This window comes from Skermanella mucosa (assembly GCF_016765655.2).
GTDB classification, from domain to species: domain Bacteria; phylum Pseudomonadota; class Alphaproteobacteria; order Azospirillales; family Azospirillaceae; genus Skermanella; species Skermanella mucosa.
Genome location: NZ_CP086106.1, coordinates 1,581,811 through 1,605,267 on the forward strand (window position 1 = coordinate 1,581,811; position 23,457 = coordinate 1,605,267).

17 protein-coding genes are annotated in these 23,457 nt (G+C 69.3%); 14 read left to right on the plus strand and 3 right to left on the minus strand.

From position 1 onward, the window contains the following. The first annotated feature begins 12 nt into the window (after positions 1–12). Both JL100_RS07230 and nadC read left to right on the plus strand, forming a co-directional pair. Positions 13–1,665, plus strand: a complete 1,653-nt coding sequence (locus JL100_RS07230) for an L-aspartate oxidase (protein WP_202680050.1) — start codon at positions 13–15, stop codon at positions 1,663–1,665. Next, positions 1,643–2,479 (plus strand): carboxylating nicotinate-nucleotide diphosphorylase, encoded by an 837-nt coding sequence (nadC, locus tag JL100_RS07235; RefSeq protein WP_202680051.1) that lies wholly within the window; start codon positions 1,643–1,645, stop codon positions 2,477–2,479. Before JL100_RS07230 ends, nadC begins: the two co-directional genes overlap by 23 nt. A 54-nt stretch (positions 2,480–2,533) precedes the next feature. Here the strand turns inward: nadC and JL100_RS07240 are convergent, their stop codons facing one another. Beyond that, positions 2,534–4,984: a Tex family protein gene (locus JL100_RS07240; RefSeq protein ID WP_202680052.1), complete on the minus strand. Its 2,451-nt coding sequence runs from the start codon at positions 4,982–4,984 to the stop codon at positions 2,534–2,536. Between the two features lie 478 nt (positions 4,985–5,462). Between JL100_RS07240 and hyfB the strand changes: the two genes are divergently transcribed. Genes hyfB through JL100_RS07270 form a run of 6 tightly spaced genes read left to right on the plus strand, consistent with a single transcriptional unit; the run spans position 5,463 to position 12,629 of the window. Next, on the plus strand, positions 5,463–7,472 hold the full coding sequence (gene hyfB / locus JL100_RS07245) for a hydrogenase 4 subunit B (protein WP_228421116.1): 2,010 nt from the start codon (positions 5,463–5,465) through the stop codon (positions 7,470–7,472). Continuing rightward, the gene (locus JL100_RS07250; RefSeq protein ID WP_202680053.1) at positions 7,469–8,434 is read left to right on the plus strand and encodes a respiratory chain complex I subunit 1 family protein; all 966 of its coding nucleotides are present in this window, start codon (positions 7,469–7,471) and stop codon (positions 8,432–8,434) included. The genes hyfB and JL100_RS07250 overlap by 4 nt, the downstream gene beginning before the upstream one ends. A 9-nt stretch (positions 8,435–8,443) precedes the next feature. After that, positions 8,444–9,106: a hydrogenase-4 component E gene (locus JL100_RS07255; protein ID WP_202680054.1), complete on the plus strand. Its 663-nt coding sequence runs from the start codon at positions 8,444–8,446 to the stop codon at positions 9,104–9,106. Further along, the gene (locus tag JL100_RS07260; protein WP_228421117.1) at positions 9,103–10,551 is read left to right on the plus strand and encodes a hydrogenase 4 subunit F; all 1,449 of its coding nucleotides are present in this window, start codon (positions 9,103–9,105) and stop codon (positions 10,549–10,551) included. The genes JL100_RS07255 and JL100_RS07260 overlap by 4 nt, the downstream gene beginning before the upstream one ends. 16 nt (positions 10,552–10,567) lie before the next feature. Further along, a complete protein-coding gene (locus JL100_RS07265; RefSeq protein ID WP_202680055.1) occupies positions 10,568–12,076 on the plus strand; it encodes a hydrogenase large subunit in 1,509 nt (502 codons plus the stop codon). A gap of 37 nt (positions 12,077–12,113) precedes the next feature. After that, a complete protein-coding gene (locus tag JL100_RS07270; protein ID WP_202680056.1) occupies positions 12,114–12,629 on the plus strand; it encodes an NADH-quinone oxidoreductase subunit B family protein in 516 nt (171 codons plus the stop codon). 2 nt (positions 12,630–12,631) lie between these two features. Here the strand turns inward: JL100_RS07270 and JL100_RS07275 are convergent, their stop codons facing one another. Both JL100_RS07275 and JL100_RS07280 read right to left on the minus strand, forming a co-directional pair. After that, a complete protein-coding gene (locus JL100_RS07275; RefSeq protein WP_202680057.1) occupies positions 12,632–13,165 on the minus strand; it encodes a hypothetical protein in 534 nt (177 codons plus the stop codon). A gap of 14 nt (positions 13,166–13,179) precedes the next feature. Next, positions 13,180–15,681 carry an ankyrin repeat domain-containing protein gene (locus JL100_RS07280; protein ID WP_202680058.1) on the minus strand — a complete coding sequence of 834 codons (2,502 nt, stop codon included), beginning with the start codon at positions 15,679–15,681 and terminating at the stop codon, positions 13,180–13,182. A 268-nt stretch (positions 15,682–15,949) separates the two neighbouring features. On the opposite strand from JL100_RS07280, the gene JL100_RS07285 reads away from it, so the two are divergent. From JL100_RS07285 to eat, 6 genes are all read left to right on the plus strand, one after another. Further along, positions 15,950–17,077: an ABC transporter ATP-binding protein gene (locus JL100_RS07285; protein ID WP_202680059.1), complete on the plus strand. Its 1,128-nt coding sequence runs from the start codon at positions 15,950–15,952 to the stop codon at positions 17,075–17,077. Between the two features lie 39 nt (positions 17,078–17,116). Beyond that, positions 17,117–18,667, plus strand: a complete 1,551-nt coding sequence (gene murJ, locus JL100_RS07290) for a murein biosynthesis integral membrane protein MurJ (protein WP_202680060.1) — start codon at positions 17,117–17,119, stop codon at positions 18,665–18,667. A gap of 87 nt (positions 18,668–18,754) precedes the next feature. Further along, positions 18,755–19,798 (plus strand): ABC transporter substrate-binding protein, encoded by a 1,044-nt coding sequence (locus tag JL100_RS07295; protein WP_202680061.1) that lies wholly within the window; start codon positions 18,755–18,757, stop codon positions 19,796–19,798. Further along, positions 19,779–21,014 carry an ABC transporter permease gene (locus tag JL100_RS07300; RefSeq protein WP_202680062.1) on the plus strand — a complete coding sequence of 412 codons (1,236 nt, stop codon included), beginning with the start codon at positions 19,779–19,781 and terminating at the stop codon, positions 21,012–21,014. The genes JL100_RS07295 and JL100_RS07300 overlap by 20 nt, the downstream gene beginning before the upstream one ends. Positions 21,015–21,021: 7 nt before the next feature. Continuing rightward, positions 21,022–21,858 (plus strand): ABC transporter permease, encoded by an 837-nt coding sequence (locus JL100_RS07305; protein WP_202680063.1) that lies wholly within the window; start codon positions 21,022–21,024, stop codon positions 21,856–21,858. Positions 21,859–21,948: 90 nt separating this feature from the next. Further along, positions 21,949–23,427 (plus strand): ethanolamine permease, encoded by a 1,479-nt coding sequence (gene eat / locus JL100_RS07310; RefSeq protein WP_202680064.1) that lies wholly within the window; start codon positions 21,949–21,951, stop codon positions 23,425–23,427. Positions 23,428–23,457: the final 30 nt, after the last annotated feature.

Below are 23,457 nucleotides of genomic sequence, written 5' to 3' on the forward strand. Positions count from 1 at the left end.
GAGCGTTTCGCCATGCCGAGCATCCGCGACGCCGGGACGGTGGTGGTCGGTTCCGGCCTTGCCGGGCTGACCGCCGCCCTGCGCCTTTCCCCCCGGCAGGTAACGCTCCTGACGAAGACTGGCCAACTGGCCGGCGGGTCGAGCCCCTATGCCCAGGGCGGCATCGCCGCCGCAATCGGCCCGGGGGACGATCCCGACGAGCATGCCGCCGACACCCTGATCGCCGGAGCCGGCATCTCCGACGCGCTGATGGCCCGCCTGCTCGCCGCCGAGGGGGCCGACCAGGTCCGCCGCCTGCTGGCGTCCGGCGTGCCGTTCGACCGGGCGGCGGACGGAACTCCGAGGCTCGGGCGGGAGGCGGCCCACGGACGCGCCCGCATAGTCCATGCCGGCGGCGACGCGACCGGCCGCGTCGTGGTCGACGAACTGGCGGCCCGGGTCCGGCGCACGCCGTCCATCACCGTCATGACTCGGGCCTTCGCCCACGAACTCGTCGTCCGCGATGGGCGGGTCCAGGGCGTGCTCGCCTGCCATGCCGGGGAGGGCTGGGTGCTGCATCGCGCGGAAAACGTGGTGCTGGCGACCGGGGGCATCGGAAGCGTCTATCTGCACACCACCAACCCGGCCGAGAATACCGGCGACGGGCTCGCCATGGCCGCGCGGGCAGGGGCCGTGCTCGGCGACCTGGAGTTCGTGCAGTTCCATCCCACGGCGCTCGCCGTCGGGGACGGCTCCGGCCGGCCGCTGCCGCTGCTGACCGAGGCCCTGCGCGGGGCGGGGGCCGTGCTGCTCGACGGGGCCGGCCGGCGCTTCATGGTGGCGGAGCATCCCGATGCCGAACTGGCGCCGCGCGACATCGTCGCCCGTGCGGTCTGGCGCCGCGTCGCCGCGGGCGAGCGGGTCACCCTGGATCTGCGCGCCGTGCTGGCCCGCGAGCCGGACCATTTCCCGACCGTGCTGGGCCTGTGCGCCGAAGCCGGCCTCGACCCCCGGCGCGAGCCGGTCCCGGTGGCGCCGGCCGCCCATTACCATATGGGCGGCGTGGTGACCGACGTGGCGGGCAGGACCGGCATCGCGGGTCTTCATGCCTGCGGCGAGACCGCCGATACCGGGGTCCACGGCGCCAACCGGCTGGCCAGCAACTCGCTGCTGGAGGCGCTGGTGTTCGGCGACCGGGTCGCGCGGACCATTTTGGCCGCCGGCGCGGGCCGTCCGCCTCCGCCGATCGCGGTGCCTTCGCTTCCCAAGGTCCCCGGCGGCTCGGAGACTGCGCTGGCCCTGCTGCGCCATCGGCTGCGGTGCGTGATGTACGACCGGGCCGGCCTGTCCCGCGATGTCGCGGGGCTGGCCGACGGGCTCGCCCGTATCCGCGATCTCCAGGCGGAGTTCGACCGGATCTCCGGCCCACCGGCCGGTTTCGAGGAGACCGTCGCCTGGGGCGAGCTGAGGAACCTGCTGCTGGTCGCCCGCCTGGTCACCCATGCGGCGAGCCTGCGGCAGGAAAGCCGGGGTGCCCATTTCCGCGCAGACTTCCCCCAGCCGTCCGAGGCGCTCCGGCGGCGGAGCTTCCTCACCCTGGCCGATCTCGGCCGGTCCGACGCTCTCCAGCCTGATAGCCGCCAGCCCTTGAAGGAGGCACGCCATGCCGTACCCGCTGGTCTATGAACCCCTCGTCCGGGCCGCCCTGCTGGAAGACCTGGGCCGCGCCGGCGACCTGACGACCGACACCGTGGTTCCGGCCGAGGCGACCGCGCGCGCCCGGCTGGTCGCCCGCCGGCCCGGCCGGGTCGCCGGGCTGACGGTTTCCCTCTCCGCCTTCAGCCTGCTCGATCCGGCCCTGTCGGTGAAAGTCCTGGCGCCCGACGGCAGCGACGTGCTGCCGGGCGACACGCTGGCCGTGGTCGACGGGGCGGCGCGCCCGATCCTGTCGGCCGAACGCACGGCGCTGAACCTGCTGGGACGGCTGTGCGGCATCGCGACGGCCACGCGATCGCTGGTCCAGGCGGTCGAAGGGTGCAAGGCGCGGATCACCTGCACGCGCAAAACCACGCCGGGATTGCGGGCGCTGGAGAAAGAGGCGGTCCGCCAGGGCGGCGGGAGCAACCACCGCTTCGGACTGGATGACGCCGTCCTGATCAAGGACAACCATCTGGTCGCCGCCGGCGGCATCGGTGCCGCCGTCGCCCGCGCCCGCGCCGGGCTCGGCCACATGGTCAAGATCGAGGTGGAGGTGGATACGCTGGCGCAGCTCGCGGAGCTGCTGCCCCTGGGCGTCGATGCGGTGCTGCTCGACAACATGACCCCGGACCAGCTTCGCGAGGCGGTGCGGATGGTGGACGGCCGCATGCTGACCGAGGCGTCCGGCAACATCAATGCCGATACGGTGCGTCCCGTCGCGGAAACCGGGGTCGACATGATCTCGGTCGGCTGGCTGACCCACAGCGTCACCAACTTCGACGTCGGCCTCGATTTCGAATGAATATGGAGGAGTGAGGATCGGGCGTGGTTCCGGAGGGAACCCCGCCCGCCGCCGTCACTGCTTCTGCTTGGCCGCCTGGGCCCGGGCGAAGGCTTCGGCCAGGGCGCCGCCGAGGGCGGGACCGGCAGACATGACCGCCGGCTCGCGCTCGCGCTGCGGGCGCTTCTCCGTCCGGTCGGGACGCTTGCCGCCACCGCCGGCACCGCCGCCGTTCGGGCCGCCGGGGGACGGCCGCCGTTCGCGCGGCTGGTCGCTCCGCTTCTGGCCCTGGGCCGGCCGGGACTCGGGCGGACGCTCCGTCCGTTCGGTCCGTTCCGGGCGGCCCGCCGGCTTCGCCGCCGGTTCCTCCAGGCGCATGGTCAGCGCGATGCGCTTGCGCTTGAGGTCGACCTCCAGGACCTTGACCTTCACCACGTCGCCCGCCTTGGCCACCGTGTGGGGGTCCTTGACGAACTTGTTGGCGAGCTGGGAGATGTGGACCAGGCCGTCCTGGTGGACGCCGATATCGACGAAGGCACCGAACGCCGTCACGTTGGTCACGGCGCCTTCCAGCACCATGCCCGGCTCCAGGTCCTTCAGCTCGTTGACGCCTTCCTTGAAGACGGCGGCGCGGAACTCCGGCCGCGGATCGCGGCCGGGCTTCTCCAGCTCGGCGATGATGTCCTTCACGGTCGGCAGGCCGAACTTGTCGTCGGTGAACTCTTCAGGGCTGAGCGAGCGCAGGAACGGCGCGTCGCCGATCAGCTGGTTCAGCGGCTTGCCGGCATGGGCGAGGATGCGCTCGACCACCGGGTAGGCTTCGGGGTGGACGGCGGAGGAGTCCAGCGGGTCGTCGCCGTCGGCGATGCGCAGGAAGCCGGCGGCCTGCTCGAACGCCTTCGGCCCCAGGCGGGCCACGTCGTTCAGTTGCTTGCGCGTGCGGAAGGCGCCGTTGCGGTCGCGGAATTCGACGATGTTGCGGGCCACGCTCTCGGACAGGCCGGAAACGCGGGCCAGCAGCGGCACCGAGGCGGTGTTGAGGTCGACGCCGACCGCGTTCACGCAGTCCTCGACCACGGCGTCCAGGCTGCGGGCCAGCTTGGACGCGCCGACATCGTGCTGGTACTGCCCGACGCCGATCGACTTCGGCTCGATCTTGACCAGTTCGGCCAGCGGATCCTGGAGCCGGCGGGCGATCGACACGGCGCCGCGCAGCGACACGTCGAGATTGGGGAATTCCAGTGCCGCGACTTCGGAAGCCGAGTAGACCGAGGCGCCGGCTTCGGAGACGACGAGCTTGGACAGGTTCAGCTCCGGATGGCGCTTCATCAGGTCGGTGACCAGCTTGTCGGTCTCGCGGCTGGCGGTGCCGTTGCCGATGCTGACCAGCTCGATCTTGTGGCGGATCGCCAGGGCGGCGATCACCGCGATGGAGCCGTCCCAGTCGTTCTTCGGCTGATGCGGATAGACCGTGGTCGTCTCCACGACCTTGCCGGTGGCGTCGACGACCGCGACCTTGACGCCGGTCCGGATGCCGGGGTCGAGCCCGATGGTCGCGCGCGGGCCGGCCGGGGCGGCCAGCAGCAGGTCGTGCAGGTTGCGGGCGAACACGCGGATCGCGTCGTCCTCCGCCCGGTCGCGCAGGTCGCCCAGCAGGTCCAGCTCCACATGCAGGCCGATCTTGGTCTTCCAGGCCCAGCGGACGGTCTCAAGCAGCCACTTGTCGGCCGCCCTTCCGGCGTCCTGGATGCCGAGATGGCGGGCGATCATGGCCTCGCACGGGTGCTGCAGGTCGGTCGCGGGGTCGCCGACCTCGATCTTGAGGTCCAGCACGCCCTGGGTCCGGCCGCGGAACATGGCCAGCGCCCGGTGCGAGGGGACCTGCTTCAGCGGTTCGGAGAAATCGAAATAGTCGGAGAACTTCGCCCCCTCGTCGCGCTTCGCCTCGACCACGCCGGACACGACGCGCCCGTTCTCGGCGACATAGGCGCGCAGCCGGCCGACCAGCTCGGCATCCTCGCCGAACCGCTCCACCAGGATGTGGCGCGCACCTTCCAGCGCCGACTTGACGTCGGGCACGCCCTTCTCGAGATCGACGAAGGCGATCGCGGCGGCTTCGGGCGCCACGACCGGGTTCTCCAGCAGGCCGAGCGCCAGCGGCTCCAGGCCGGCCTCGCGGGCGACCATGGCCTTGGTGCGGCGCTTCGGCTTGTAGGGCAGGTAGAGGTCTTCCAGCCGGGTCTTGGTGTCGGCTTCCTCAAGCTGGGCCTTCAGCTCGTCGGTGAGCTTGCCCTGCTCGGCGACGCTGGAGAGGATCGCCGCCCGGCGCTCCTCCAGCTCGCGCAGATAGCGCAGGCGCTCTTCCAGGGTGCGGAGCTGGGTGTCGTCGAGACCGCCCGTGGCTTCCTTGCGGTACCGCGCGATGAACGGGACGGTGGAGCCCTCGTCAAGCAGCGCGATGGCTGCGTCGACCTGGGCTTCCCGGGCTGAGAGTTCGTCGGCGATACGTTTGCTGATGCTGATCATGTGGCGAAGGCACGGCTGCAGTGAAAACCGAAGGTCGGGTGCCCCCCCTATACCCTGTAGAGGCGGCAGAAGGCTAGGGACCTTATCCAGCCCAAGGCATATCGGGGTCTTGGTTAACGTTGCATTAACCTGCCTGCGGGCATCAAGCATGGCCGTTGCGGGGAGATGCCCTGCGGCAAACTCGACCGCCTTTTCTCCCGGCCCTGTGATTTAACCGATTTTTGACAAGAGGGGAACGATCCTGGCGACACGAACGCACGGTGGTGCGTTTCCTCCCTGACTGAAAACCTCCGGCCCGCGCGTCAGCGGGGGCCGGCCTTTTCGCGACCTCGCCACCGGCACGCTTTGTCGCACCCCCGATATCCCGCCCGGCCGAAGGGATGTTTGCCTCGGGGGCACGGCCGCATGTTATAAGTTTCGCGCTTATCCGAATACCTCCAGTGGTTTCAGTCCATGGTTTCTCAGGCGGTTCCCGGTCTTGGCGTTCATTAGTCTGTGCATCGCGGCCATGCTGCTCCTCGGCATCGTGGGAGCGGCGCGATCCTGGCTGAGCCGTGCCCACGAGGTCGTCCATGGCGGCATGGCGCTGGTGTGCGCCGCCGCCGCCCTGGCGGTCCTGCTGCGCTTGGCCGCCGGCGGGACGGACGTGGACGTCCTGGCCCTGCCGGTCGGGCTGCCCTGGCTGCGCGCCAACCTGCGTCTCGACGCGCTGTCCGCCGTGTTCCTGCTGGCGGTGAACCTGGGCGGTTGCCTGGCCGCGGTGTTCGGCTGGAGCTATGCCCGGCACGAGGCGGAACCGGGCCGCGTTCTGCCTTTCTTCCCGCTGTTCCTGGCCGGCATGAACCTGGTGCTGGTCGCGGACGACGCCTTCGTCTTCCTGATGGCCTGGGAATTCATGTCCCTGTCGTCCTGGCTGCTCGTCCTGGCGAGCCACCGGGAGGAGGACACGCGCCGCGCCGCCTACGTCTATCTGGTGATGGCCAGCTTCGGCACGGCCTGCCTGCTGCTCGCCTTCGGCATCCTGGCGGGGGAGGCGGGCAGCTACGGCTTCGAGGCGATCCGCGCCCACCCCCTGGGAGCGGTGCCGGCCAGCTTCGCGGCCCTGCTGGTGCTTCTGGGCGCCGGGTCGAAGGCCGGCCTCGTCCCCCTGCATGTCTGGCTGCCGCTCGCCCATCCCGCGGCGCCGAGCCACATCTCCGCGCTGATGAGCGGCGTGATGACCAAGGTCGCGATCTACGGCCTGATCCGGGTCCTGTTCGACCTGGTCGGGGAGCCGCTCTGGTGGTGGGGGGCAGTGCTGGCGGTGGTCGGCGCCGTCACCGCCGTGGTCGGCGTGCTCTACGCGCTGATGCAGGACGACGTGAAGAAGCTGCTGGCCTATTCGACGGTCGAGAACATCGGCGTCATCGTGATCGGGCTGGGCCTGGCCCTTGTGTTCAAGGCGTCCGGCGTCCCGGCGCTGGCGGCGCTGGCGATGACGGCGGCCATGCTGCACGTGCTGAACCACGCCCTGTTCAAATGCATCCTGTTCTTCGGCGCCGGCGCCGTGCTGACCGCGACGGGGGAGCGCGACCTGGATCGGCTCGGCGGGCTGATCCACCGGATGCCCGCGACGGCGCTGTTCTGCCTGGTGGGGGCCGCGGCGATCTCCGCGCTGCCGCCGCTCAACGGTTTCGTGGCGGAATGGATGCTGTTCCAGGCTGTGCTGAACGGCCCGCTTCTCGAACAGTGGGAGCTGAAGATCGGCTTCGCGGTGATCGGCGCGCTGCTGGCCCTGTCGGCCGCGCTGGCCGCGGCCTGCTTCGTGCGCTTCTACGGCATCGCCTTCCTGGGCCGTGCCCGGTCGCCCCGGGCGGAACAGGCGTGGGAGGTCGATGCCGTGATGCTGTCGGCGATCGCGGTGCCGGCCGTGCTGTGCGCCGTGATCGGCGTCCTGCCCAAGCTCGCCATCGCGATGATCGAGCCGGCCAACCGGCTGACCACCGGCGAGGGGATGTTCGACGCCGGCGGGCATGGCGGCTGGGTCTGGCTGGCGCCTGCCAGCGCCTTCGGGAACAGCTACAGCGGCTTCATGATGTTCATGACCATCCTGATCCTGACCATCCTCGCCGTCTTCATGATCCACCGCTACGCCTCCAACCGGGTGCGCCGCTCGATCCCCTGGGCCTGCGGCTTCACCGATCCGGCGCCGCTCGGCCAGTATTCGGCCAGCAGCTTCGCCCAGCCGCTGCGGCGGGTCTTCGGGGTCCAGATCTTCGGCGCGCGGGAGACCGTGGACATGCCGGCGCCGGGCGAGACGCGGCCCGCGCGCTTCGCCCTGGAGATGCGCGATCCCGCGTGGGACCGGCTGTTCACGCCGATGGTCCGGCTGGTCGGCTGGGTCGCGGACCGCATCGACGGCCTGCAGTTCCTGACCATCCGCCAGTACCTGTCGCTGATGTTCTTCGCCCTGGTGGTGCTTCTGGTCATGGTGGCGGTGTCGCAATGATCTTCGTCCAGGCGCTGCTCGCGGGAGTCTTCCAGGTCGTCCAGATGCTGCTGGTGCTGGCCCTCGCCCCCGGGCTGACCGGCCTGGTGAGGGTCGTCAAGGCCCGGCTGCTCGGCCGCCGGGGGCCGCCGCTGGTCCAGCCGTACAGGGACCTGTTCAGGCTGCTGCGGAAGGACGTCGTCCTGGCGGACAACGCGTCCTGGCTGTTCCGGGTGACGCCGTACCTGGTGTTCACCGCGATCTGGCTGGCGGCGGCGCTGGTGCCGACCTTCACCACGGCGCTGGCGCTGACCGCGACCGCCGATCTGATCGCCCTGGTGGCCCTGCTGGCGAGCGCGCGGTTCTTCCTGGCGCTGGCCGGGATGGACGTGGGGACGAGCTTCGGCGGGTTGGGGTCGTCGCGCGAGATGATGATCGCGGCGCTGGCGGAGCCGGCCATGCTGATGGTGATCTTCTCCATCGCGATCCTGGTGCGGACCACGTCGCTCTCGCTGATCGTGGATTTCATGCTGGCGGGAGGCGTCGGGCTGCGGATCTCCCTGGGGCTCGCCCTGATCTCCCTGCTGATGGTCGCGATCGCCGAGAACGCGCGGATCCCGGTCGACAACCCCGCGACCCATCTGGAGTTGACCATGGTCCACGAGGCCATGGTGCTGGAGTATTCCGGCCGCCATCTGGCGCTGATCGAGGCCGCCAGCATGCTGAAGCTGGTGCTCTACATGGCGCTGATCGCCTGCATCTTCCTTCCCTGGGGGATATCGGAACCCGGGGAGGGGCCGCTCGCAATCCTGATCGGGCTGGTGACGTTCGTCCTGAAGCTGGCCTCGGGCGCGGTCCTGTTGGCGCTGTTCGAGACGAGCGTCGCCAAGATGCGCGTCTTCCGCTATGGCGAGTTCCTCGGCGGCGCGCTGCTGCTCAGCCTGCTGGGCGCCATCTTCCTCTATGTTTCGACCGGATTGTGAGGCGCCGGCATGCCCGGAATCCATTATGACATTGCCCACATGCTCGGCGCGGTCGTGCTGCTGCTGAGCTTCGCGCTGCTCTACCAGCGGCGCCTGTTCGCGATCATCCAGGCCTTCGCCGCGCAGTCGATGGTGCTGGCGGCGGCCGCCGCGTGGCAGGGCTACATCCAGGACGCCCCGCACCTCTACATCACGGCGCTCCTGGCCCTCAGCATGAAGGCGATCGCGATCCCGGTGGCGCTGCACCGCGTGATCGACCGGCTGAACATCCGCCGGACGGTCGACACATCGCTGGGAGTCGGGCCGACCATGATCGCGGGCGTCAGCCTCGTCACGCTGTCGATCCTGCTGGTGCTTCCGGTCACCGCCGACGTGACCGCCCTGACGCGCGAGGACCTGGCGCTGGCCCTGTCGGTCGTGCTGCTGGGGCTGCTGACCATGATCACCCGGCGCAACGCGATCGGGCAGGTGGTGGGATTCATGTCGCTGGAGAACGGGTTGATCCTGGCCGCCATCGGCGTGGAAGGGATGCCCCTGATCGTCGAGATGCTGGTCGCCTTCGCGGTGATGGTCGCCTTCATCATCTTCGGCATCTTCTTCTTCCATATCAGGGAGCGGTTCGACACCCTCGACCTGCACGCCCTGGAGAATTTCCGCGGTGAGCGCCGGTGATCGAGCTTCCGGTCAACCCTGCCCACGTCATCCTGGCGCTGCCCTTCCTGGCCGGGCTGGCCCTGGCCGCCGTGGCCGACCACCGGCTGGCGTCCCGGCTGAACTCGCTCGCCTCGGGGCTGACCCTGGTCGCCTCGCTCAGCCTGTTCGCCGACCGGCCGGAAAGCACGCCGCTGTTCCTGGTCGACGACTTCAACATCTACCTGGTGGCGCTGACGGCCTTCGTCGGGTTCACGACGGCCCTGTTCAGCGCCAGCTACATCGAGCACGAGATCGGGACGGGGCGGCTGACGCCGCTGTTCGTCCGCTTCTACCACGCCATGTACCAGGCCTTCGTGTTCACGATGCTGCTGGCCCTGCTGGCCAACAATCTGGGCGTGCTGTGGGTGGCGGTCGAAGGGGCGACGCTGACCACCGTCCTGATGGTCAGCCTGTACCGGACCCCGGCGGCGATCGAGGCAGCCTGGAAATACTTCATCCTGTGCGGCGTCGGCATCGCGCTGGCCCTGTTCGGCACGATCCTGGTCTTCCTGGCCGCCCGGCCGGTCATGGGCGGCGGCATGCCGGCGATGACCTGGTCGGCGCTGATGCTGGAGATCCACCGGGTCAGCCCCGACCTGCTCAACCTCGCCTTCGTCTTCATCCTGATCGGCTACGGCACCAAGGTGGGGCTGGCACCCCTGCATGCCTGGCTGCCCGACGCCCACGCGGAGGGGCCGACGCCGATCTCCGCCGTGCTGTCCGGGCTGTTGCTGAACGTCGCGCTCTATGCGGTGCTGCGCTTCAAGATGCTGATGACGGCCAACGGGCAGTCGCTGGCGCCCGGGCCGCTGATGATGGTCATGGGGCTGGCCTCGCTGCTGCTGTCCGCCTTCATGCTGTACCGGCGGCGGGACATCAAGCGCCTGTTCGCCTACAGCTCGATCGAGCATATGGGGATCATCACCTTCGCCTTCGGGTTCGGCGGGCCGATCGCCAACTTCGCCGGACTGCTGCACATGACGATGCACAGCCTGACCAAGTCGGCGATCTTCGTCGCCGTCGGCCTGACGACACAGGTGAAGGGCACCCAGCAGATCTCCGAGATCCGGGGGCTGACAGCCAGCCATCCGGTGATCGGCTGGGGACTGGTCGCCGGCGTCCTGGCGATCGCCGGGTTGCCGCCGTTCGGCATCTTCCTCAGCGAGTTCCTGCTGGTGACCACCGTTTTCGCCCGCGAGCCGCTGCTGGCGCTGCCCCTGGTGCTGGGCATCGTCGTCGCCTTCGGCGCGCTGATCCTGCGGCTTCAGTCGCTTGCCTTCGGCGAACCGTCGGGATCGACGGCGCCGGCGGCCTCCAGCGCGTTCCCGATGGCGCTCCATCTGGTCCTGGTGCTTGTCGCGGGCATCTGGCTGCCGGAGCCGCTGGTGGAGTGGTTCCAGGCCGTCGCCCTGCTGCTCGGCTGAGGGGAGGGAGGATCGCATGCTCGACCATCTCGCATCGATCGGGACCCGCGCCGAGGCTCATCGGCCGTTCCCCCGGTTCGACCTGGACCGCGAAGCCTGGGCCGCGCTGGTCGCGACCCTGGCGGAAAAGCCGGACTGGTCCCTGGTGGGTTTGTGGGCCGATACCGGGATCGTCCACATGGCCCTGCGCGAAGAGGCTTCGGATGCGGTCGCCGTGGTGTCGCTGACCTGTCCGGAGGGGCGCTTCCCCTCGGTCGGCGGAGCGCGGCCCGCGGCCATCCGGCTGGAGCGCGCGGCGCAGGACCTGTTCGGCATAACGGCCGAGTCGCTGGTGGATCCGCGCCCCTGGCTCGACCACGATTCCTGGCCGATCCGCCTGCCGCTCTCGGCCGACCCGCCCGATCCGCTGGGCCACCCGCAACCCTATCCCTTCCTGCCGGTCGAAGGCCCGGGCCTGCACCAGATCCCGGTCGGCCCCGTCCACGCCGGCATCATCGAGCCGGGCCATTTCCGCTTCACCTGCAACGGCGAGACGGTGGTCCGGCTGGAGCAGCGCCTGGGCTACGTCCACAAGGGGACGGAATGGCTGATGGCCGGCCGGTCGGTGGCCGAGGTCGCCAAGCTTTCGGCCCGGGTGTCGGGCGACAGCACGGTCGCGCACTCCCTTGCCTTCGCGCGCGCCGTCGAGTCCGCGACCGGAGCCGCCGTGCCCGCGCGGGCGGTCTGGCTGCGGGCGCTGATGGCCGAACTGGAGCGGCTCGCCAACCATCTCGGCGACATCGGGGCGATCTGCAACGACGCCGCCTTCGCGTACATGCTGGCGGAATGCGGGCAGCTGCGGGAGAAGGTGCTGCGGGCGGCCGACGCCTGCTTCGGCCACCGCCTGATGATGGACCGGGTGATCCCGGGCGGGGTGGCCGTCGACCTGGCGGAAGACGGGCGGCAGGTGCTGGCGGGGCTGGTGGCGGACCTGCAGGCCGCTTTCCCGCCCCTGATCCATACCTACGACGAGAAGGCCTCGCTCCAGGACCGGACGGTCTCGACCGGGCGCGTGGCGGCCGAACTGGTCCGCCGCTTCGGCGCCGGCGGCCATGTCGGACGGGCGTCCGGCCGGGGGCAGGACGCCCGCCGCAATCCCGGATACGCCCCCTATGACGAGCTGGAGTTCGAGGTCCCGGTGTTCGTCGACGGCGACGTCAACGCCCGGGTGTGGATCCGCATACGGGAGGTCAAGGCGAGCCTGGGACTGGTCCGGCAGATCCTCGGCCGCCTGCCCGAGGGGCCGGTCCACGCACCCGTGCCCGCCGCGGCGGGGCAGGGCATGGCGCTGGTGGAGAGCTTCCGGGGCGAGATCATGACCTGGGTCGCCGTGCGCGAGGACGGCATCGTGACCCGGTGCCATCCGCGCGATCCGTCATGGTTCCAGTGGCCGCTGCTGGAGGCCGCGATCGAGGGCAACATCGTCGCCGATTTCCCCTTGTGCAACAAGAGCTTCAACTGTTCCTATTCGGGGCACGACCTGTAGGACGCCGCCATGCCGAGAACCCCATGCTGAAGACCCCATGCTGAAGACCATCGCCCGGAACCTGCTCCGGGGGCCCGTCACCATGAAGGGGCCGGCCCCCGCCGAAGACGGCATCGAGGAGCTGGCGAGCCGCCTGGACCGGGCGGCCCGGACCCGGCTGGGCCGGAGCCTGTCGATCCGCGAGGTCGACGCCGGGTCGTGCAACGGCTGCGAACTGGAGATCCACGCGCTCAACAACGTGATCTACGACCTGGAGCGCTTCGGGATGCGCTTCGTCGCCTCGCCCCGGCACGCCGACGTGCTGATGGTGACCGGGCCGGTCACGGCCAACATGCGCGACGCGCTGTTCCGGACCTGGGACGCCACGCCCGACCCGAAATGGGTCGTCGCGGTCGGCGGCTGCGCGCTGGACGGCGGATTGTTCAAGGGCAGCTACGGCATCGTCGGCGGGGTCGGCGCGGTGGTCCCGGTCGACCTCCACATCCCCGGCTGCCCGCCGCGCCCGATAGACCTGCTCGCCGGGCTGGTCGCCCTGGTGGAGGCCGCGAAGTAAGGTCAAGACCCCTTGGTCAGCGGGAACAGGCTGAAGGTCAGGTCCCGGATGAAGCGGTCCATGCGGTCCGGCTTGGCGGCATCCTCCGCCTCGATGGTGCCGACGGCGCCGGTCAGCGGTCGTCCGCCCCGGCAATAGGCCGCCCGCACGGTCACGTCCTCGTCGAAGGGTTGCGACGGCGGGATCTGGGCTGCGCAAAGCTCCGCGTCGACCACCTGGTTCACCGGGTTGAAGACCATCACGACCTTGTACAGGTCCCGGCCGCCGGGGCCGGCGTCCTGGGCGAACTTCAGGCTGGCGCCGACCTCGACGCGGTTCATGGAGGCCAGGACCTGGCTGGCGAACTGCGCGGCGCCGACGTCGCTCGGGTTGCCGTAGATCAGGGTGGTCAGCGTGGCATCCCGTCCGCCGGCATAGCCAAGCTCGTCCGGATTGTAGGCGGGGTCGACCTGGGTCTGGGTGACCCGACCGTAATCCTCGCAGGCGGCCAATGCGAAGAGCGCCGCCAGGGCAGCGCCGATGCGATGCAGTTTCATGGTGATCAGTTCAGTTATCCGACTTGGTTATCGAGGGCGGAGCGCCGCGAACTCGCCTGGGGATCGAAGGAGTTGAGAAGATCGACGACCGCTCGGTGGCCGCCTTCCTGCGCGTAGCTCAGCGCGTTGCGGCCGTGGATGCTGGTGGTGCCGATGTTGGCGCCGTTCTCCAGCAGGATGCGGACGGTTTCGACCTGCCCGCGAGAGGCGGCCGCCATCAGGGCGGTCTTGCCCTCCACGTTCATGGAGTTGACCGATCCGCCGGATTGGATCAGGGCGCGCACGATGGCATTGTTGCCGATCGAGGCGGCATACATCAGGGCGGTGCCCCCGTTGCGGCTGCGGGCATTGGGAGCGGCGCCCGCGGTGAGCAGCCGGCGGACAGCCTGGGTGTTGCCCTGTTCGGACGCGAGCATCAGGGCCGTCTTGCCGTCGGGCAACTCGTAATCGATGTCGCGGCCGGCCTGGATGACCGCTTCCAGGACGGCGGGCTGCTGGAAGGCCTGGAGCATGTCCTCGCGGGTCACGAAGCGGTTGGGTGCCGCGGGCGGCAGGTCCGAGGCGGCACCGGCACGCTCCGCTCCCTCGTCATAGTCCGGCGGCAGGCGGAGGATCTGGTCCGGCGCCGGTTGCGGGGGAGCGACGGCGGTCCCGGCGGTCGGCGACTCGGGCCGGGATGCCGTTTCCGCGGCGAGGGCCGCCTGGCGCTTGGCATCCAGTTCGCGGAGCCGCGTCTGCAAGGTCTCGTCGGCCGGATCGACGGTCAGGCCGCGGCGGTAGAAGCTTGCCGCGTTGTCGAACTGCCCGCGATCCTCCGCCGTGGCGCCCCAGCGCCGGTAGGTGTCCTTGATGGTCGAGAGGATCGACGCCGCGCGGGGGTCCTGCGGGGCGATCTGGACGATCTGCTGATAGACCTCGAAGGCGTTGCCGCCCGGCGGCGTGGTCAGCAGGCGCTGATCGATATACCTGTTCGCCCGGTTCACCAGTTCCGTGACGCGCTGCTCATTGGCGGCGTCAGCGGAAAGGGCCGGCGGCTCCTCAACGGCGGAAGGCGGCGCGGGGTCCGGCGGCGGGAGCGTGGGCGCTGCTGAGACGGGAGGCTGGGCCGGCTGGGGGATCGGGGGAGGCTCCACCGGGAGGGGCTGCGGCTCCCAGTCGGCCTCGGGTGCCAAGTCGGCGGTCTCCGACGGCGGAGGCTCCGTGCTCCAAGGAAGCTGGTCGCCGGTCGCCTGGGTGTAGAGCCGCTGGATGGCCTGGGGCTCCAGCAATGCCGCCGCTATACCCGCGCCGGCCAGCAGAGCCAGCAGGCTTGCGGCGACCTGCGGCCAGCGGCGGCGCCGGTAGTCCGGTTCGGGTCGGTCGTGCCGATATGCCGATGCGGTCAGCGGCGCCGCGGCGCTGCGGCGCAGCGGCGGCGTCCGTCCGTCATCGTCCTCCCAGGGCGGATAGGCGTCGCGGGCGGGGTGCCGGTGGGCCGGTATCGGCGCTTCGACCTCGTGCGGCGGAGGCGCCTGGACGGGACGGCGCGGCGTGCGGGCAAGGGGGTCCGGCGGCGGAGCTGCCCGCGGCGGCGGTGCCGGGGCCGGCGTGAAATGAGGCGGGGCGACCGGAGGCGGCGGGGGAGACGGGCGGCTGCGCGCCACCGGTTCCTGCACTTCGGTCTGGATCGGACCCGCCGGCTGGACGGGCTGCGGCTCATGGGCTGGCTGCAGACCGAGGTCCCGCGCCACCTGCTCGACCCGGGCGCGCGTGATCGTCCGTTCGCCGGCACGGGAGGCGCCGCTGACGGCGACGTCCGCCAGCGTGTTGACCAGCTGCAGCAGACCGCTGGAATAATGGGCGATGGCCTCGATCGCCGCCGGTTCGAAGATATCGTCCCGGATCGCGCCGGCGGCGCCAAGCCGTTCCTGGATGTAGGACTCGACCTGATCCCGCTCCAGCGGCGGAAGATGGTAGGTCACGCCGAGGCGGCGCATGGTGTCCTCCAGCCCCGGCTCCGCCAGCATGCGCTCCAGGTCGGGCGTGCCCGCCAGCAGCACCTGCAGGAAGCGGCCGGTCTCGGTGTCCGATGCCGCCATCTCGACCAGGTCGTACAGCACGCCGACATCGAGTTCCTGCGCCTCGTCCACGATCAGGACGCCGGTGCCCGCCTCCTCCAGCCGTTGTTCGAGGCGCTCGACGAGGGCGTCCATGTCGGACAGGGGCTGGCCGCCGTTCTCGTCCAGGAACAGTTCGCCGCCGGCCTGCTGGATCAGGTCCTCGACAGTCATGCCGGGCTTGGCGGCGATCGCCAGCACCATGGTGCCATCTGATTCGAGCTGATCGAGCAGACCTTGCAGCAGGGTCGTCTTGCCCGACCCGGTCTCTCCATAGAGAGCCATGATCCGGCGCCGAGCCACCACGGCAAGGGTGAAGCCGTTGAAAGCTTCCTCGTGCTCCTGCGACGCGTAGGTGAAACGCGTGGCGGGCGTAATCGTGAATGGCTCTTCGCGAAGACCGAAGCGGTTATTGATCATGGCATGTTCTATCAAAAGGATTACCCAACGCCGCCCGGTACCGGATTCTCGCAGGCGGAGCACCTTCGGTTCTCATGTGTTGAGCCTCGGCACTCTATCAACCCTGGTACCATTCACGAACGCAAAAAACGGATGAATGATCCGCGTCCATCGGAGTTGCCCGCTATCGTCCCGCGCATCCCCTAATCGCATCGATCTCATGGCGGACAGAATCGCCCGATCCACTCGGGGGGCTGGCCGGGGCCTTGATTTGCGATATCCTGCCGGCATGACCCATACAGACCCCGTCGGCGCGGCCGAATCCTCCCATGTCGAGTTCAAGGATGTCCGGAAGACTTACGACGGCGAAACGCTGGTCGTCAAAAACCTGAACCTGGAGATAAGCCGCGGCGAATTCCTGACGCTCCTGGGGCCGTCGGGGTCCGGGAAGACCACGTCGCTGATGATGCTGGCGGGGTTCGAGGTGCCCACCTCGGGCGACATCAGGCTGGCCGGCCGGTCGATCGCGGGCCTGCCGCCGCACAAGCGGGACATCGGCATGGTGTTCCAGAACTACGCGCTGTTTCCCCACATGACGGTGGCGGAGAACCTGGCTTTCCCGCTGTCGGTCAGGAAGCGGCCGAGGGCGGAGATCGAGGAACGGGTCGCCCGGGCGCTCCGCATGGTCCACCTGGAGAAATTCGGCGCCCGCCGGCCGGCCGAGCTTTCGGGCGGGCAGCAGCAGCGGGTGGCGCTGGCCCGCGCCCTCGTCTTCGACCCCCAGCTGGTGCTGATGGACGAACCGCTGGGAGCCCTGGACAAGCAGCTGCGCGAGCATATGCAGCTGGAGATCAAGCATATCCACCAGTCGCTCGGCGTCACCGTCGTCTACGTTACCCACGACCAGACCGAAGCCCTGACCATGTCGGACAGGATCGCCGTCTTCAATCACGGCGTGATCCAGCAGATCGACCTGCCGGACCGGCTGTACCAGCAGCCCTGCAACAGCTTCGTCGCCAATTTCATCGGCGAGAACAACCGGCTGAACGGGATCGTCCGCGACCTGGCGGGCGGTACATGTCGGGTCGAGCTGCCGACCGGCGAGAGCGTGCGGGCGACCGCCGTATCGGTGGACCGGGCCGGGCAGGCGACCACCCTGTCGATACGGCCGGAGCGAATCACCCTCGATCAAGGCGGGTTGGGCGACCCCGGCGCCGGGCCGGAGAACCGGCTGAATGCCCGCGTGCTGGAGCGGATTTACCTGGGCGACCATCTGCGGCTTCGGCTGGAGGTTGCGGACAGCGACGATTTCATGGTCAAAGTCCCCTTCGCCGACGATGTCCAGGCGTTCCAGGCGGGTCAGGACGTCTCGGTCCGCTGGGCCGCCGGGGATTGCAGGGCGCTCGATCCGGTCTGATCCTTCTCCGTCCCGTTCCTGGCGCAAGGCCGTTCCACCGTGTTCCGAAAGATCCTTTCCGTCGGCGGCCTGACGCTCGCCAGCCGCGTCCTGGGCTTCGTCCGGGATATCCTGACCGCCGCCCTGCTGGGCGCGGGACCGGTCGCGGACGCCTTCTTCGTGGCGTTCCGGCTGCCCAACCATTTCCGCGCGCTGTTCGCCGAAGGCGCCTTCAACGCCGCCTTCGTGCCGATGTTCTCCTCCTTCCTGGTCGGGCAGGGGCGATCCCAGGCCCGGATCTTCGCCGAGCAGGTGCTGGCCTTCCTGCTGGTCGTGCAACTGGTCCTGCTGCTGGCGTTCGAGCTGATCATGCCCTGGTTCATGGTCGTCTTCGCGCCCGGTTTCGCCGACGAGCCCATGAAGTACGACTTGGCGGTCCTGTTCACCCGGATCACCTTCCCCTACCTGCTGTTCATCTCGCTGGTGTCCCTGATGGGCGCCGTGCTGAACAGCATCGAGCGGTTCGCCGCGGCGGCGGCGGCGCCGATCCTGCTCAACCTGTGCCTGATCGGAGCCTTGGTCGGATTGACGCCGCTGCTGCCCACGGCGGGCCATGCGCTGGCCTGGGGGGTGCTGGCCGCCGGCGTCGCCCAGTTCCTGTACCTGGCGTGGGACTGCCGGCGCGCGGGAATGTCGCTTAGGCTGCCCCGGCCCCGGCTGACCCCGGGAGTGAAGCGGTTCCTGACGGTGCTGGGGCCGGCGGCGCTGGGGGCGGGGGTCACCCAGATCAACCTGTTCATCGACACGCTGATCGCCTCGCTGCTGCCGACCGGCTCCGTGTCCTACCTGTATTATGCCGACCGGATCAACCAGCTGCCGCTGGGCGTGATCGGGATCGCGATCGGGACCGTCCTGCTGCCTGAGCTTTCGCGCGCGCTGAAGAGCGGCAACATGCAGGCCGCCGGCGACAGCCAGAACCGTGCGATCGAGCTGTCACTCCTGTTCACCCTGCCGGCCACGGCCGCCTTCCTCGCCGCGGGCTTCCCGATCATCTCCGTGCTGTTCGAACGCGGCGCGTTCCAGGCGGCAGACGCGCAGGCGACGTCGGCGACGCTGATGGCCTATGCCCTGGGGCTGCCGGCCTTCGTGCTGATCCGCAGCCTGCTGCCGGGCTTCTATGCGCGCGAGGACACGAAGACGCCGGTCAAGATCGCCCTCGTGGTCGTCACCGTCAACGTGGCGCTGAAACTGGCGCTGATGCAGCCGCTGTCCCAGGTGGGGCTGGCGCTCGCGACCTCGGCGGCGTCCTGGGTCAACTGCGCCCTTCTGGCGGTGCTGCTGTTCCGGCGCGGGTTCCTGGTGCTGGACGCGCGGCTTCGGCGGCGCGTGCCGCGCCAATTGCTGGCGGCCCTGGCTATGGCCGGGGTGCTGCTCGCGGCGCAATGGGGCCTCGGCGGCTTCCTGTCCGCTCCCGATCTTTGGACGCGCTCGCTGGCGCTGGGCGCGCTGGTCGGGGCCGGCGTGGCCGCCTATGCGGTGGCGGGAATGGCTCTGGGCGTCGTGTCGATGGCCGAACTGAAACTCTATACCCGGCGGCGCCGGAAGGGGTGATGCCGCTCCCCGACCATCGATACTCTGGACACGCCGGTCAAGGTGATGAAAACTCAGGATTAATCATAAAACAGGAACAGGGTGACGATGATGGGATGCAAGTCCAGCCTGGTTTTCGGCGCGCTTCTGATGGCCTCGGCGATGGGAAGCGCGCAGGCGCGCGATCTCACCGTCACCTCCTGGGGTGGCTCCTACCAGGATGCGCAACGGGAGGTCTATTTCCAACCCTTCATGACCCAGACCGGGACCAAGCTGGTCGAGGATAGCTGGAACGGCGGAGTCGGCGCGCTCCGCGCCAAGGTCGAGGGTGGCAACGCCGACTGGGACGTCGTCCAGGTCGAAGCCGAGGAACTGGTGCTGGGCTGCGAGGAAGGGCTGTTCGAGGAGCTGGACTGGGCGGCCTTGGGCGGGCGCGACAAGTTCATTCCCGCCGCGGTCCACGACTGCGGAGTCGGCGCCATCGTCTGGACGACGCTGATCACTTATGACGGCGCCAAGCTGAAGGACGGGCCGAAGAGCTGGGCCGATTTCTGGGACGTCCAGAAGTTCCCCGGCAAGCGGGGGCTCCGCCGCGGCCCGAAATACACGCTGGAATTCGCGCTGATGGCCGACGGAGTCGAGCCGTCGCAGGTCTACCAGGTGCTCGGCACCGACGCCGGGGTCGACCGCGCCTTCAAGAAGCTGGACCAGATCAAGCCGCACATGGTGTGGTGGGAGGCCGGTGCCCAGCCGCTCCAGCTTCTGGCGTCCGGCGAGGTCGCGATGACCAGCGCCTACAATGCCCGGGTGACGGCGGCGAACAAGAGCGACAACCGCGACTTCAGGATCGTCTGGCCGGGCGGCGTCTATGCCGTGGACAGCTGGGTGATCCTGCGCGACAGCCCGAACCGTGAGGCGGGCATGGACCTGATCGCCTTCATGAGCGACCCGACGCGCCAGAAGGACCTGCCGCCCAAGGTGCCCTATGGCGTCACCGCGAAGGAAGCCGCCGCCCTGGTCGATCCCGCCGTGCTGCCGATCATGCCGACCGAGCCCGGCAACCTCGCCGTCGGGCTGGAGCTGGACACCGAGTTCTGGGTCGCCAACGTCGAGCGGCTGACCGAACGCTTCAATGCCTGGATCGGCCAGTGAGCGGCCGGTGAACCTGAAGGCGCAGCTCCGCCGGACCGAGCGCCGCCGCAAGCTGGAGGCGGCGGCGCTGGTGGCGCCGCTCTTCGTCTTCCTGGCGGTGTTCTTCCTGGCCCCGATCGGGCTGATGCTGGTGCGCAGCGTCGACAATTCGGAGCTGCCGTCGGTCATGCCGGACACCGCCGCGGCGTTGCGGGCGTGGGACGGCGCCGGCCTGCCGCCGGAGGAGGCGTTCGCGGCCTTCGCGCGGGAGCTGGCGGCCGGACAGCGCGACCGGTCGCTGTCCGGGGTGGCGAAGCGGCTGACCTACGAGATCCCGAACATGCGGTCGGTGCTGTTCGCCACCGCCCGCGGCTTGCCCGACACGCCGGACGGGACGTGGCGGCAGACGCTGACGGCACGAAACCCGGCCTGGGGCGAACCGGAGACCTGGGCGGTCATGCGCCGCGCCGCGGCCCCGGTCACGCCCTACTACCTGCTCGCCGCGGTCGACCGGGAGATCGACGCCTCCGGCTCGGTCGTGCGGGTTTCCGCGGACCGCGCGATCTACGTGGACATCTTCGCGCGGACCTTCTGGATCGCGGCGGTGGTCACGGCTTGGTGCCTGGCGCTGGGCTACCCCCTGGCCTACAAGCTGGCGTCACTGCCGCCCCGCGTCTCCAACCTGCTGATGATCCTGGTCCTGCTGCCGTTCTGGACCTCCATCCTGGTGCGGACCGGCGCCTGGGTCGTGCTGCTCCAGCGGGAGGGGCCGATCAACGAGGCGCTCCAGTGGATCGGCCTGATCGGCGAGCCGATCCAGCTCGTCTACAACAGGGTCGGCGTCTATGTCGCCATGGTCCATATCCTGCTGCCCTTCATGGTGCTGCCGCTCTACAGCGTGATGCGCGGCATCTCTCCCGTCTATGTGCGGGCGGCGACGTCGCTGGGCGCCACGCCCTTCACCGCCTTCCGCCGGGTCTACCTGCCGCAGACCGTTCCCGGGGTGGGGGCCGGCTGCCTGCTCGTCTTCATCCTGGGGGTCGGCTACTACATCACGCCGGCGCTGGTCGGCGGGGCGGGGGACCAGATGGTCAGCTACTTCGTGGCCTTCTTCACCAACCAGACGATCAACTGGGGCATGGCGGCGGCGCTCGGCTCGGTGCTGCTGATGGCGACCCTGCTGCTCTACTGGGTCTATGCCCGGCTGGTCGGAGTCGACCGCATGCGGATGGGATGAGGCGGGCATGAGATCGATCCTGAACCTTCCGCCCCACGCGACCCCGGCGCAGCGCGCCTGGCATGTGGGACTGTGGGCGATCACGGTCCTCGTGCTGGGATTCCTGGTCCTGCCGATCCTGGTGATCGTCCCCCTGTCGTTCAGCAGCGGTTCGTTCCTGAATTTTCCGCTGCCGGGGCTCTCGCTGCGCTGGTACCAGGAACTGCTGGAGTCGGAGCGCTGGCTGTCATCGCTCCGCAACAGCGTGGTGGTCGCCTGCGCCGCCACCCTGCTCGCGACGGTCCTGGGAACGCTGGCGGCGCTGGGACTGCAGCGGGCGAGCTTTCCCGGCCGCTCGCTGCTCCTGGCGCTGGTGATCTCGCCCATGGTGGTGCCGCTGGTGATCGTCGCGGTCGGCGTTTATTTCTTCTACGCGCCGCTGGGGCTGACCGGCAGCCTGGTCGGCCTGACGCTGGCCCATACCGCGCTGGCCGTGCCCTTCGTCGTCATCACCGTGTCGGCGACGCTCCAGGGGTTCGACGCCAACCTGTCCCGCGCGGCGGCCAGCCTGGGGGCCGATCCGGCGACTTCGTTCTTCCGGATCACGCTGCCGATCATCCTGCCCGGCGTGGTGTCGGGCGCGCTGTTCGCCTTCGTCACGTCGTTCGACGAGGTGGTGGTGGCGCTCTTCCTGACCGGCCCGCAGGAGCGCACCCTGCCGCGCCAGATGTTCGACGGCATCCGGGAGAACATCAGCCCGGTCATCGCCGCAGCCGCGACCCTCCTGATCGTGCTGTCGGTCCTGCTGATGACGGTCATGGAAGCCCTGCGGCGCCGGGGCGAACGCCTGCGCGGCATCCGCTGAACATAAACATCAAGAAAATAAGAAGCCCAAAAAGATAGAGGATCGTCCACCGGTAGCCACTGTGCCTGAAACCAAGGTTTGGGGGTCATCATGTCAGAGCCTGAGAGCATAGACGGTGTCCGGTATCATGCGGTGGATGCCGCCTATTTCGAGAAACGGGGGCTTCGAAAATATGCCGGGGTGTGGTCGCTGTGGGCGCTCGGCGTCGGCGCGGTGATCTCCGGCGATTTCTTCGGGTGGAATTTCGGCCTGGGCGCCGGCGGCTTCGGCGGCCTGTTCATCGCGACGCTGATCGTGGTCGTCATGTATCTCGGCCTGTGCTTCAGCCTCGCCGAGATGTCGCCGGCGCTGCCGCATACCGGCGGGGCCTACAGCTTCGGGCGGTCGGCATTGGGGCCGTGGGGCGGCTTCCTGACCGGCCTGGGCGAGAACATGGAATATGTGCTGACCCCGGCGGTGATCGTGGTCGGGATCGGGGGCTATCTCGGCGCGATCTTCGGGACCCCGGCCGAGCTGGCGCCGATGTGGTGGCTGTTCTGCTACGTGATCTTCGTCGGGCTGAACTACTGGGGCGTCGAGCTGAGCTTCAAGTTCACCCTGGTGATCACCTTCGTCGCGCTGGCGATCCTGATCGTCTTCTTCGTCGGCGCCATCAGCCATTTCGACTTCGCGGCGAACGCCCTGAACATCGAGCCGGGTCCTGGCGGCAGCGCCTTCCTGCCGTTCGGGTGGGCCGGCGTCCTGGCGGCGCTGCCGTTCGCCATCTGGTTCTTCCTGGCGATCGAGCAGCTTCCCCTGGCCGCCGAGGAGGCGCACGACCCGAAGCGCGACATGCCGCGCGGCCTGTTGCTGGGCATCCTGACGCTGATCGCGCTGGCCTTCCTGACCCTGTTCCTGTCGGCCGGCATCGCGCCGGGCGCCAAGGAGGTCGGCAGCTCGACCGAGCCGCTGTTCCTGGGCTTCCAGACCATCTTCGGCGACGGCATCGGGGTGAAGCTGCTGGCGATGATCGCCGCCGCCGGACTGATCGCCAGTTTCCACGCGATCATCTACGCCTATGGCCGCAATATCTACAGCCTGGCCCGCGCCGGCTATTTCCCCAAATGGCTGTCGGTCACCCACGGTGAGCGCAAGACGCCCCATGTCGCCCTGTTCGCCGGGGCCGCCCTGGGCTTCCTCGTCGCCTTCGTGATGCAGTATTCGGGCAGCGCCCTGGTGGGGGCCGCCCTGCTCAACATGGCCGTCTTCGGCGCCATGATCAGCTACATCATGCAGCTGGTGTCGTTCATCCTGCTGCGCTCCAAGCTGCCGGACATCGAGCGGCCGTTCGTCAGCCCGCTCGGGGTGCCCGGCGCCGTCGTGGCGCTGGTCATCGCGGTGGTGACGCTGGTGTCGCTGTTCTTCAATCCGGAGTACCGGCCGGGCGTGTGGGGATGCGCCATCTGGTTCCTGACCGGCATCGCCTATTTCGGGCTCTACGGGCGCCATCACCTCGTGAAGTCGCCGGAGGAGGCGTTCGCGATCAGCCATCGGTCGAAGTCGGAGACGGTCCCCGGCTTGGCGGACTAGCCGGGCGATCTACCTGATGCGGATGGGATA

What these genes read in the sequence shown, in the direction of transcription:
- JL100_RS07230 (WP_202680050.1), top strand. Translation starts at nt 13, where the DNA reads ATGCCGAGCATCCGCGACGCCGGGACGGTGGTGGTCGGTTCCGGCCTT.
- nadC (WP_202680051.1), top strand. Translation starts at nt 1,643, where the DNA reads ATGCCGTACCCGCTGGTCTATGAACCCCTCGTCCGGGCCGCCCTGCTG.
- JL100_RS07240 (WP_202680052.1), bottom strand. Translation starts at nt 4,984, where the DNA reads ATGATCAGCATCAGCAAACGTATCGCCGACGAACTCTCAGCCCGGGAA.
- JL100_RS07250 (WP_202680053.1), top strand. Translation starts at nt 7,469, where the DNA reads ATGATCTTCGTCCAGGCGCTGCTCGCGGGAGTCTTCCAGGTCGTCCAG.
- JL100_RS07255 (WP_202680054.1), top strand. Translation starts at nt 8,444, where the DNA reads ATGCCCGGAATCCATTATGACATTGCCCACATGCTCGGCGCGGTCGTG.
- JL100_RS07265 (WP_202680055.1), top strand. Translation starts at nt 10,568, where the DNA reads ATGCTCGACCATCTCGCATCGATCGGGACCCGCGCCGAGGCTCATCGG.
- JL100_RS07270 (WP_202680056.1), top strand. Translation starts at nt 12,114, where the DNA reads ATGCTGAAGACCATCGCCCGGAACCTGCTCCGGGGGCCCGTCACCATG.
- JL100_RS07275 (WP_202680057.1), bottom strand. Translation starts at nt 13,165, where the DNA reads ATGAAACTGCATCGCATCGGCGCTGCCCTGGCGGCGCTCTTCGCATTG.
- JL100_RS07280 (WP_202680058.1), bottom strand. Translation starts at nt 15,681, where the DNA reads ATGATCAATAACCGCTTCGGTCTTCGCGAAGAGCCATTCACGATTACG.
- JL100_RS07285 (WP_202680059.1), top strand. Translation starts at nt 15,950, where the DNA reads ATGACCCATACAGACCCCGTCGGCGCGGCCGAATCCTCCCATGTCGAG.
- JL100_RS07295 (WP_202680061.1), top strand. Translation starts at nt 18,755, where the DNA reads ATGATGGGATGCAAGTCCAGCCTGGTTTTCGGCGCGCTTCTGATGGCC.
- JL100_RS07300 (WP_202680062.1), top strand. Translation starts at nt 19,779, where the DNA reads ATGCCTGGATCGGCCAGTGAGCGGCCGGTGAACCTGAAGGCGCAGCTC.
- JL100_RS07305 (WP_202680063.1), top strand. Translation starts at nt 21,022, where the DNA reads ATGAGATCGATCCTGAACCTTCCGCCCCACGCGACCCCGGCGCAGCGC.
- eat (WP_202680064.1), top strand. Translation starts at nt 21,949, where the DNA reads ATGTCAGAGCCTGAGAGCATAGACGGTGTCCGGTATCATGCGGTGGAT.